The sequence below is a fragment of the Nonlabens sp. genome (assembly GCF_051251825.1).
Lineage (GTDB): Bacteria > Bacteroidota > Bacteroidia > Flavobacteriales > Flavobacteriaceae > Nonlabens.
The window spans coordinates 206204-219133 of record NZ_JBPOGG010000002.1; the positions used below are offsets into that span (position 1 = coordinate 206204).

Annotated in this window: 5 protein-coding genes; all 5 read right to left on the reverse strand. The window is 36.6% G+C overall.

The features are described 5' to 3' along the window. Window positions 1-26: 26 nt before the first annotated feature. The 5 genes from ACSHWW_RS03400 to ACSHWW_RS03420 all read right to left on the reverse strand — a co-directional run bounded on the left by ACSHWW_RS03400 (window position 27) and on the right by ACSHWW_RS03420 (window position 12835). Complete coding sequence (locus ACSHWW_RS03400; protein ID WP_435681012.1) at window positions 27-1694, reverse strand: sulfatase family protein; 1668 nt, start codon at window positions 1692-1694, stop codon at window positions 27-29. Next, window positions 1695-4073 carry a glycoside hydrolase family 3 N-terminal domain-containing protein gene (locus ACSHWW_RS03405; RefSeq protein WP_435681013.1) on the reverse strand — a complete coding sequence of 793 codons (2379 nt, stop codon included), beginning with the start codon at window positions 4071-4073 and terminating at the stop codon, window positions 1695-1697. It abuts the gene before it with no gap. 22 nt (window positions 4074-4095) lie between these two features. Continuing rightward, window positions 4096-5628: a RagB/SusD family nutrient uptake outer membrane protein gene (locus ACSHWW_RS03410; protein ID WP_435681014.1), complete on the reverse strand. Its 1533-nt coding sequence runs from the start codon at window positions 5626-5628 to the stop codon at window positions 4096-4098. A gap of 12 nt (window positions 5629-5640) precedes the next feature. Further along, window positions 5641-8808 carry a SusC/RagA family TonB-linked outer membrane protein gene (locus tag ACSHWW_RS03415; RefSeq protein ID WP_435681015.1) on the reverse strand — a complete coding sequence of 1056 codons (3168 nt, stop codon included), beginning with the start codon at window positions 8806-8808 and terminating at the stop codon, window positions 5641-5643. A gap of 166 nt (window positions 8809-8974) precedes the next feature. After that, window positions 8975-12835: an ATP-binding protein gene (locus ACSHWW_RS03420; RefSeq protein WP_435681016.1), complete on the reverse strand. Its 3861-nt coding sequence runs from the start codon at window positions 12833-12835 to the stop codon at window positions 8975-8977. Window positions 12836-12930: the final 95 nt, after the last annotated feature.

Sequence of the window (12930 nt, forward strand, 5' to 3'; positions counted from 1 at the left end):
TAAATATCAATTGTTTGAACAATGTATTATTTTGATGTTTTTCCAGTAAGCACATCTTGTACACTAGTTTCACTATCTTTTTTATCTACGATAGATCCAAAATCTTTGTCCGTAATCATACGGAAATCTTCTAAAGACTTATTATTTTCATACTTAGTCATCAAAGCTTTCAAGTCTGACTTCAATTCTTCAATAACAGACGCATAAGCTGGATCATTAATAATATTATTCATTTGTTCTGGATCTTTTTCAAGATCGTACAGTTCCCAAACGTCAATATTATAATAGAAATGAGCTAGTGTATATTTTTGAGTACGGATTCCATAATGTGGTTGCACATGGTGCCAATAAGGCCACTCATAATAGTGGTAGTACATTCCTTCTTGCCAATCCTTAGGTGTGTTTCCTCCAAGGATGGATTTGAAACTAGTACCGTGCATCTCTTGCTCTGTTTTAATTCCAGCAACATCAAGTAGTGTTGGAGCAAAATCTATGTTAGTAATAATGTCTTCATTAACAGTTCCTGGCTTAACAAATCCAGGATACTTTACCATAAACGGCATGCGTATAGACTCTTCATAGATAAAACGCTTGTCAAAGAAACCATGATCTCCTAAATAAAAACCTTGATCAGAAGTAAGAACGATAATCGTATTATCTGCCAGTCCATTATCATCTAGATATTTTAAAACACGACCTACATTATCATCAACTGACTTTACACAAGCTAGATAATCTTTAATATAAGTCTGGTAACGCCATTTGCGTCCTTCTTCATCGCTCAACCCTTCTGGTTGCACTACTTCGCCTTTTTTAGCTCCGTAGAATGCCCATTTGATTTTTTCACGACCTTTTAAATCTGCTGGCTCCTCAAATTTCATATCTCTACGAGAGAAATATTCCATAGTCATCTCAGTATCTCCAGCCGTTAATTCACGACCAGCATAATCATCATTAAAAGTAGATGGATAAGGCATTTCTATGTCTTCCCATAAATCTTCATACTTTGTATCTGGTTGCCATGGTCTATGAGGCGCTTTATATTGCAATACCATCATAAACGGATCCTCTTGCTTGCGTCCTTCTTTTAACCAGCTCAGGGCAAAGTCTGTACTCAAGTTTGTAGAATATCCTTTTTCTTTTACGTCAGTTCCATTTTCATTAAAAACTGGGTTCCAATAATGACCTTGTTGCCCTGCACTATTATGATATTTAAACGTATCAAAACCAGCTGGCTCTGTACCTAAATGCCATTTTCCAAAAAGTGAGGTTTGATATCCATTATTTTGAAATTCTTGCGGGAAAGTCCACTGACTACTGTCAAATTTCCCACCACTTTCATTTTTATAATATCCATTGCGATTACTATAATTCCCTGTCAGTATTGCTGCACGACTAGGTCCACAAATAGCGTTGGTACACAACACGTCTTGGAATAACATTCCTTCACTAGCTATGCGGTCTATGTTAGGAGTAGGCGCTAAGTCTTTATAGATTCCACCATAAGCACTAATGGCTTGTGTGGTAAGATCATCGGCCATGATGTAGATAATGTTAGGACGTTTGATTTCTACAGGTGTATGCTCAGCCATAGCCAGCTCTTCTCCTTCAGTTTCAGTTCCACCTTTACAGCTCATTACTGCTATGGCAAGAAGTGCAAATCCTACTTTAAAATATGTTCTAAATAACTTCATCTAAATCGCTTTTTCTAGAGTTATGGCTTGAGTAGCCTTTACCGTTGTGCTTTTAAGTGCTTTGTCTGCACTACTGTTTCCTACCATGATAGTGAAGTCGCCTTCTTCTATTACAAAATTGTAATCACGGTCGTAGAATGCAAATGCTTCTGCATCTAGTTCTATGTCTACCGTTACCGTTTCGCCAGCTTTAACAGCTACACGTTTGTATCCTTTTAATTCTTTTACAGGTCTTGTGAACGAGCTGATCTGGTCGCGCACATAAACCTGCACTACTTCTTCACCATCCATTTTACCAGTGTTTTTCACATCTACGGTTACCGTTATGATGTCTTCCGCTTTCGCGAAAGCGGAACTAGATAATCTAGGTTCACTAATATTAAACTTAGTATAGCTCAATCCATGACCGAATCTGTGTAGCGGTACTTTCTTCTCTGTATTGTATTTGTGAATATATGCGGTAGGCTTGTGGTTGTAAACCATTTGTAATTGACCAACACTACGCGGAATGGTTAATGGCAATTTTCCAGAAGGATTTACTTGACCAAAAAGAATCTCTGCCGTTGCTGTTCCTGCAAACGCACCACTTTCCCATGTATTCAATACGGCAGCAGCACGTTGCTCTAACCAAGGCTCTGCAATCGGGCTACCAGATACGTAAACCACGATAACTGGTTTGCCGTTAGCCAAAATAGCATCGGCCAGTTTCATTTGATTTCCTGATAGTTTTAAAGTCGCACGATCTATGTTTTCACCAGTGGTCTTACGTTTCCAGTCATGACGGAAAGAGTTTTCACCTAGAACTAGAACTGTAACATCTGCAGATTTTGATTTCTGAGCTGCTGTTTTAATAGCCTCAGGAGTGATTTCTTTAGATCGATCACCGCTATCATAATAATCAACAGAATATCCATTTGCTTCTCCTATTTCCTTAATTCCTTCATACATCGTCACCACATTCTCTTCTGGTTGTGGAGAAACCCAGTCACCTAGCGTTGTTTGATTGTTTGCATTAGGTCCTGTGATGAATATTTTTCCTTTTCCGTTAAGAGGTAAAATGTTCTTTTGATTTTTTAGTAAAACGATAGAGCGTCTTGCTTGTTCTAGAGCGTTTTCTTGGTGCGCTTTCGCGAAAGCGATATCCTTAACTTTCTCCTCTTCTACAAATGGGTTTTCAAATAATCCCATTTTAAACTTAGTAGTCAAGATCTTGCGACATGCCTCATCTACACGATCTTCAGAAAGTTTCCCTTCATTAACCAATGCAATAACGTGTTTGTCAAAAAGAGGTCCGTGCATGTTCATATCCATTCCTGCGTCTACAGAAAATTCAATGGATTGCTTGAAATCTTTTGCAACATGATGCCAGATGTCAATACGAGATACGTCATTCCAGTCACTCACATAAAAACCGTCAAAATCCCAACGGTCACGCATTAACTCAGTCATCATGAATTTATCCATGTGACCTGGTAAACCAGCAACCTCATTATGAGCTGCCATGATACTATATACGTTTGCTTCTTTAACAGCACGACGATATGGTGGTAAAAATATTTCAAACAGCGTACGTTTAGAAACGTCTGTAGGTGATGCGTTCAATCCATTAATAGAAGAACTACCAGCAATTAAGTGCTTTGCACAGGCAATCACGTGATCTGTTCCAGCATAATCATCTGACTGCAACCCTAAAATAGTCGCTACGCCCATATTACCAACTAGGTAAGGATCTTCTCCATATGTCTCACCGGTGCGTCCCCAACGTGGATCACGCAATACATCAATATTAGGAGTAAATGACCAGTGCATACCACTAGCTCTCATCTCAAGTGCTGTCTGGCGGCTTCCTTCTTTAATTAGATCGTCTGCAAACGTTGCTGCTTGCGAAATAGGCGATGGATATATGGTAGAACCACTTACCAGTCCGTTACCATGAATAGCATCAATTCCTATTAATAGCGGAATTTGTAATGGAGACTTTTGAACGAGTCTTTGTAAATAATTTGCTTCTTCGGCAGTTACTACATGAAGAAAAGAACCGATGTGTCCTGCTTCAGTTAATCTCGCCACACTATCACTGCGCACTCCAGGATAGAATCCTAGTGCATCATTTTTCTCTAATTCTTCAGGCGTTAGTTTAGCCTCAGCTTCCTTCATATGTTCCAGTCCTACGTACTGGCACATTTGATACACCTTATCCTCGAGGCTCATGCGAGACATTAAGTCATCTACACGATCCTCTACGTTTGCAGTAGCATCTTTGTAAGTAGGTGAACCGTCTGAACTATTTTGAGTTGATGTTGAATCTTCTTTACATGAAGTTGTTAATATCATGCAAGTGATAACGAGAGTACTCCATCTAGCAATCTTCTTTTTCATAGTAATCTGTTAAGCTGTTTTTTTAGTAACCTGGGTTTTGTTCTGATTGGTCTATTGCCTGGTTTCCATTAATCTCAGATGAAGGAATAGGCAATCTCATATTTTTAGGATCTGTAGGATAGGTGAAATCCTTGTTTCCTAGATTAGTAAAGTTGTTATGAGTATTTACTACTTCTTCAAGAAAGTAGGTATATCCACGACGGCGAGTATCAAACCACTCGTGTCCTTCACCTAACATTTCGTACTGGCGCTCTCTTAAAATTCTTGTTCTAAAAGTGTCTTGAGTAAGTCCAGCAAAATCTGCAGGCTCAGCGACAACACCAGCGGTTGTAGTACGAGCTCTTAAAAGCACTTCGTTTACATATTGATAAGCGTTTGCTGGTCCATTCAATTCATTTTCAATTTCAGCAAGCATTAAAAGAACGTCTGCATATCTGAATTTAATGAAATTACGACTAGACGTTGTACCATTGAAATTGCTGTCAAAGTATTTTCTCAATACCGTGAACCCATCATTTCCGTTAGTACGTGTTGGATAAATAGTTTGAGTAGACCCGTTAGTCTTTACATAACTATCTGCTACAAACGTTGCGTCTAATCTAGGATCTGTAGGATACTGATTAATATGTTGATCATAAACTTCTTTGTTAGGTCTCACACGACCAAAAGTAGTTGCAGTTGCCGGAGCAAATAGACTATTTTTAGGAGTATAGAATCTTACAACATCAGAGTTACGTACTGCTCCATTTTCTCCATATTGAATTTCAAAAATAGACTCACTTGTGTTTTCATTATTTTCATCAAATAGCTCAGCATAAGTAGTAGTCAGTGTATATTTTTGATATACTGGAAAAGTTTCATCATAAGCATTTTGCCATAATGCTGGGTTACCACCATCTTCACCTGCCATTTGCATATAAACTTTACCTAAGTAAGCATAAGCCGCCCATTTAATAGGTCTATCTACTAGATATTCTCCAGCGTCTGGAAGTAATAATTTTGCTTGTTCAAAATCCTCAATAATCTGAGCATAAACAAGTGCTTTATCTGTACGTGGAAGATTTAAAGTTGCAGTAGTCGACGGCACTAATGGTAAAGGAACATCCCCAAACCATCTTACTAGATCAAAATAAGTAGCCGCTCTAATAAAATAAGCTTGTCCTAGCGAAGTATCTCTATTAGCTAAGTCACTACTTTCTATATTTTGAATAATAACATTTGCAGAATTAATTGTAGTGTACTGTGCTGGCCACATTCTTTCTAACCAAGTATTATTAGGCAAGCAGTTTAAACTTGTAGCATCTACACTAGCTCCTTGATTTGAAAAGAACTTCCCAGATATAGGTGCAATTAGACCATGCATCGCAGATCCGTGATAAGCACCTTCTGCAAAGTTTTGATACATTCCATTAAGTGCTGCTTCTACTCCAGATTCAGTTGCAAAAACTTGTTCCTCACTCAATTGAGTAGGTGGAGTCTCCTCTAGAATATCTTCACAACTTGCTATAACTGTTACAACAGTTAAAAGCATGAATAATTTGATTAAATATTTCATAGTTATAGTTTTTTAAAAAGTTATGTTTAAAGAAACAGAGTAAGATCTTTGGTTAGGGAAAGACTGCCAGTCTAGCCCTACTCTTCCTGGATCAGATGCAAAGCTATTTACTTCAGGATCAAATCCGCTGTATTTTGTAAATAGTAATAAATTCTGTCCAGAGACTGAAAGATAAGCACCATCAATAAACTTAAATTTATCTGTAGGAACATCCCAACCTAGCGTTACATAGCTCAATCTTAAGAAACTTCCATCTTCAATAATACGATCCGTAAGACCTGTATCTGGCGCTAAATCATAACCTATACGTGGATATGATCCATCTGGATTATCTACAGACCATGCATTATTGTAAGCTTCAGTTCTTATATTACTACTTCTAGTATCTGCATAAGCTTCTCTTAGTAAGTTTCCATTTGCAATTTCGTTTCCTTGAACACCATTAAAGAACATGCTTAAAGAAACTTGCTTGTAGCTTACACTAGAACCAAACCCATAGGTAAAATCTGGATTAGGGTTTCCTATGATTGTATAATCTTCATCAGTAATATCACCATCGCCATTTTGATCTACTAATGCGACATCTCCTAATTGAGCTGCTTGACCTCTAAAAGATGGCGCATTTGCAAGCTCGTCAGCATCAGATATAATACCGTCTGTTGCAAAACCATAAAACAATGCTGCTTGTCTTCCTTCTAAGAAGATATTTGCAGGTGCCTTAAAGAAATTACCACCTGAAATTTGTCTTCCTAAATAACCAGGAGCATTTTCAGTTCCAAATGTCCCATTAGGTCTTCCTAGATCAGTAATTTTATTTCTTACATGCGCTATATTTCCGTATACATTCCATTTCCAATCTTCTGTATCTATAATATCTGCACTTAATGCAAATTCGATTCCTTTGTTTTCAAGTCCTCCATTATTTGTTACAAAATTTGAAAATCCAGTAGAAGGAGCAATTTCAAGATTAAGAAGTAAGTTAGATATATCCTTTTTGAATACATCTACAGAACCAGTAATACGCTCATTTAAGAATCCAAAATCAACACCTACATTAAATTGTCTAGTCTCTTCCCACACGATATCTGGGTTTGCAAGATTAGTAGGTATTAAACCAATCGCTGCTCCACCGTCTGCATCTGAATAAGGAGATGCCGTTGCTCCATACGGCGCTAAATATCTATAGTTAGGAATCGCTTGATTACCAGTTATTCCCCAACTAGTTCTGAACTTTAAATTAGAAAGACTTTCTACATTCTTCAACCATTTTTCACGATCCATTTTCCATGCTAGCGCAAGAGAAGGAAAGTGACCGAAACGATTACCTTCTGCAAACTTGCTACTACCATCTGCTCTATAGGTTGCTGTAAATAAGTACTTATTCTTGAATGTATAGTTAACACGACCTAAAAATGAAAGTATCGTTTCTCTTTGTTTATCGTAAAACGTAGGGTTAATAACTTGACCAAAAGAAATACCATCAGCTCTTAAATCTTCGTTTGCAAAATTTGAGGCTTGATTTGAAGTTCTTTGAATTTGACTTTGATCAATAACAAAACCTGCAGTACCATTCAACTTATGATCTCTATTGAATTTCTTTTTAAACATTAATGTATTATCAATGTTATAACGGAATCTCTTTAAATCACTGATTCCAGCCTCACCGTTTGCTTGATTTCCTCTGAAAAGTCCCGTTCCGTACCAAATCTTACGTTGCTTATACCTGTAATCAACACCTACTCTAGTGCGCCATGTAAACATGTCTGATATTTCATAGTCTAATTTTGCTGCTCCTAATACACGGAAATCATCTGATAGATCATCGTATTCTTTTAACCAAGCACGTGGTCCATCCAGCGCATCAGCATTATCGAGTCCTTCATTATTATCCTCAAAATTTTGAAAAGGAACTCCATTTACTATTTGACGGATAATATTATTATTTGTTCCCGCTAGGTTATCTGTTCCTTTTGATGCAGAGTTCTTTGAGAACGTTGCAGCAAACTTAGTGTCAAGTGATAATTTACTATTTAATTCATTACTAAGATTAGCCACAAAATCTGTGCTGCGCGCATAAGCATTAGGAATTAACCCTTCATTATTAATATAACCAGCAGCAATGAAGTATTTACTCGTTTCAGATCCACCGCGTGCAGATATTCTATGATTAGTAGTCACCGTAGTTCTATATATATCATCGCTCCAGTTGATAGGATCTAGACGCTCGATAGTATCTGCATTATCAATCATGAATTGCTCATCAGTATCAAATTGTGCTATTGATCCATCTGGATATGTATAATAACTTTGCTGGAAACCTTGTGCGTCCTGCACATCATTTATATAATTAGCATATTGATTTGCATTTAAAACATCGATATCTCTCGTGATCTGACCTACAGTAGTAGTCATGTCGTAAGAAAAACGAGCCTCACCAGCTTCTCCTTTTTTAGTAGTAATAAGAATAACACCATTTGATCCACGAGATCCATAAATTGCTGTTGCACTAGCATCCTTTAAAATCTCAATACTTTCTATATCACGAGGATTAATTCCTGCAATTCCACCTTGAGGCGCTAGATAACTACTACCACCAGATAAAGGATCCAGTGTGTCCTCAGTCGCACTATCTACTATAATACCATCAATTACATATAACGGCTCAGTATTTCCCGTAAGACTATTTAATCCACGTATCTTAATAGAGACTGGCGCACCTGGCTCGTTACCCGTTGATATTACTTGAACACCTGCAACACGACCTTGTATCAAATCCTCAACAGAATTATTTACGTTTACCGCATTTTGAGGTGGTTTTACACTACCTACAGCACCAGTAAGTTCTCCTTTTTGAACTTCACCATATCCTATTACGACGATTTGATTCAAGCTCTCTGCAGTAGGAACTAGTGTTACCACTACGTCAGTAGTTTGAGTTACTGGAATAGATTTAGGTGTATATCCTAGATAAGAAACAACGATAGTTGCTGGGAAGCTCTCCACATTGAGTGTAAATCTCCCATCCAAATCAGAGACTACACCAGTAGTTGATCCTTCTAGAGATATTGAAGCTCCTAAAAGCGGTTCATTTTCTTCGTCAAAAACGGTTCCTGTGATTGTTCCTTGTGCCCATGTAAGAGCTGGAATTAATAACAGTAAAATGTACAAGAGTTTTTTCATGAGTCATTAGTTAATTGATAGCAATTTAAATTTTAACAATCGTTTGCGACATAAATATATATCACAATAGGTTTGCTTATAGTCAACATGTTTATTTTCAAGTGGTTGTAATATCGAAAAGGTTATAGTTATTACGCTTTCGCGAAAGCGTAATTATGTTAAAATACTACTTTTTAAGACTATCTAGGAATCCAGATGGTGTCAAATTGTAGAACTTTTTGAATGAGGTACTGAAATATTTAGGGTTAGAAAATCCGCTCTGGTACGCTACTTCTTTAATACTCATCTCGCCTTCAATGAGTAATTTTTTTGCAACTTTAAGCTTAGTATGAATGATGAAATCCTGCGGAGAAAGATCTACAAGATTTTTTAATTTCATATATAACGATGTACGGCTCATGCCCATACTTCCCGATAAATCGTGAACTGAAAAGGACTCATCTCCTAGATGCTCTACGATATTACTTTCTAGTTTTTCAAGGAACTCTTGATCTTGTTTATTTTTAAATACCGCAGCCGTATCAGAGTCTTGTTCCTGACGGTATTTTTTACGCAACTGAGTTTGAAAATTAAGTGTGTTCACAATCTTAGCAAGTAAGATTTTCATATCAATAGGTTTCTCTATGTACTCAGACACACCACTCTCGATGCTCTCTAGTTTCTGACTTGAGTTCTGCAGAACCGTGAGCATAAACACAGGAATGTGATTCAAATTGATGTCTGCTTTGAGCTGGCGTGCCATTTGCATTCCATCCATCTCGGGCATGATTAAATCTGTAAGTATGATATCAGGATAATGCTGTAATGCCATTTCTAAACCTTGCTGACCATTTATAGCTTCAAAAACTTGAAAATAATTCCCGAGAGCACTAACCATAAGATTACGTAACTCATCATTATCCTCACAAACTAAGATTTTTGCATCACTTAAATTACCTACTTCAAGTTGAAGTAAATCAAAATCCTCAGTAGATGCATTTATGTTATGAATCTTCTGAATTTCTTTTTCTTCATACAATTTTTTAAGATCATGGAGCACTACTGTAAAAGCAGTTCCTACATTTTCCTCACTTACAAATGAAATCGATCCACCAGTTTTATCGAGTAATTTTTTAACCATCACAAGCCCTAATCCAGTTCCTGGACGCTGACTGTTAATGACGTTTCTAGCTCTGTAATACTTTTTGAGAATGTGTTTTTGTTGCTCTTGGGGAATACCTATACCGTGATCGGTAATTTTTACTTGAAGTTGCTTGTCTTGCGTATTTGAAAGATCTACGTTTATCTCGCTCTGCGCATTTGAATATTTAATCGCATTTGATATGAGGTTAAGAATGACTTTATCTAGGATATCTCTATCATGATGGAATACTGGATTTGTTAATCGAGAATTGACATTTATCCTTATGTTGCGCTCTTCGGTAAGAGGTGCAAAGCTTTCTGTCAAATTTGTAATATGTTTATCTACCTGCAGTTGTGTGACATGTTGGGTGATGCTATTCTCTGAGGTTACTTTATGGAAATTAAGCATTTGCTCAAATAACGAATTGATTCTTTTAACAGTAGTCTTTATTCTTTTTTTAGATTCATCAGTATCTGCTATGTCACTTGTTACTTTATCTAGCGAGGACATAAGTATAGTAAGTGGTGTTTTAATCTCGTGCGTCACGTTGTTAAAGAATGCGATTTGCTCGTCTGCATTACGTTTTCTAACCATAACTCTAGTAAAATGGATAACGCCGTAAACAATTGCTAACAATGCAAATAAGTAAAGTAACACCGCAACTCTAGTGGCATACCATGGCGTAGCAATTTTAATAGCTACAGCTCGCACTGGACTAGATTCCTTGTATTTATTAAGCGCTTTTACCTCAAACACATAATCACCGGATCCTAAGTTAGTAAACGACTGGAAGTTTTGGGTTGTAGGTAAAGACCATTTATCATCAAAACCTTTGAGTCTGTGCGAATAGGTTACTTGCTCTGGAGCAGAATGTAATACACCTATATAAGAAAGCTCAATGGATGTTTGATCACTGGATAATTCAATTTTGGATATTTGATCTAGAGATTCTGGCAACTCTTTTGTGCCAGGAACCAATCTTTCATTGAAAACCTCAACATCTATTAATTTTAAATAAGGTACTGGACCCGTGGTTTTAATATTTAAAGGATTGAAGATTGAAACACCATTAGTTCCACCAAAAGCAATGAGCTTGCCATCATCTAAAATAGCAGAGCTTCCATAATTAAATTCAGTACTTGCTAGACCATCACTTTCATTATAAACAAAAATCTGTTGACCATTATCGCTTTTAATGACATGAGCAAGTCCTCTGGTTGTTGCTACCCAAAATTCGTTTTCCTTAATTGAAATAATCGATTGGATATTATCTGACGGTAGTCCTTCTTCTATTCCTAGGGTTCTAACAGATTCATTATTTAAATCATAAATAAGTATGCCTTCACCATTACTAGCAAACAGTAATAGGTCGTTAAATTTAATTACATCATTAAGTGTAGAGTAATTGATATCCTCCGTTTTATTTGCCACGGCGTCTAACAAACTAAAACTGTTATCTCTAATATCGATTTTAAAAGCACCTTTACGACCTACAGCAAGAATATAATGCGTATCAAAACGCACTAGTTTTCTTATATTTTGAATCGGTAATGTTTTTACAACTACGTCATTTTCTAGTCTCGCAAGCTCTCCTTGTAATCCTGCTATCCATATGGTTTGAGAATCTGTGCTTAAAATACTGTAAACACTTTTTGCTGCTCCTTGCGATACAACTTCATCATTAAGACTTTGAACTTTTAAGTCGGTAATCTGGATTTTAAATAAACCATGATTAAAGGTACCCACATAAATATCATTACCTCTTTTTTCTAGCGCCAGGACTATGCTAAATTCTGGGCTATTCTTTTTAAGACTCGGTAAATGTCTCCAGGTGTTATTTTTTCTATGCCAGATACTAATTCCTTTCTTTGTACCGAACCAAATATTCCCAACTCCATCCTGGACTATAGCTCTTGTAAGGTCACTAGCAATACTATTTTCATCGCTATTTCTATGTTTATGATTAGTAAACGCTACACCGCTGGTGCTTAATTTAGAAATGCCGCCTCCATAGGTTGCAATCCATATCTCATCATTAATCCCTTTTTCAATATCATAAACACCATTACTAGCAATGTATTCTAGACTACTATCATCATCTCTAAAATGCTGTTGAATAGACCAATCTTCACCTAGTTTAAAAAGTCCATTTCCATCTGTTGCCAGATAGATGGTGTTCTCATTAAATAATAAAATATCCTTAATCTTGTTCTTGAAATTTCCTAACGGCTGGAATACAACTTCTGAATTTGGATCGAATTCAAACAATTGTCCAGAATCTGTTCCTGCGATGAGTTTTTGCCCTATTCTTCCTATGGCAGTCACAGACTGATTTAATGGCACTGGAAAATCTATAACATCCTCCATTTTCATGGAATACGGAACTAGGGTTACCTTGTTTTGATGAGCCACTAGAACTCCACTTTTAGTGTTTTCTATAAAATTAATTTGTTTAAAATCTCCAACACGCTCTAGAGGTTCATCGACTCCAGATTGGGTCCACAACCCATTAAATGCAGCAACAAAAATTCTACCATCTTCTGATTTTATAATCTTAGTAATTAACGATGGATTGTTGTCATTTCTCGCAGCAACTTTTTGAAATTGATCGAGATGAGAATTATAAATTCCTAGACCAGTTTCAGTTCCTATGTAAAGTTGATCATTTAGATCTATAAATAAGGTAGTGATCCTATCAGAGAGTTCAGGATCTAATCCATTATTACTATTGTAAGTTTTAAAATCTATAGAATTGTGTGAAAGCACGCCTTCTTCAGTAGCAATCCATATCATACCCGATTTCTCTTGTACAACCGCATAACATATGGATTGAGAAGCAGTACTTGCTCCTTCAATAGATTTAAATAAGGAAGATGTTTGCCCTAAGGATATGAATGGCAACATTCCTAAAAAACAAAATAAAATGGATCTAAAAGTGTTCACTAAATTTGGATATTCTTAAAATAGCTATATTGCTAATATACATTTAAATTCAACTC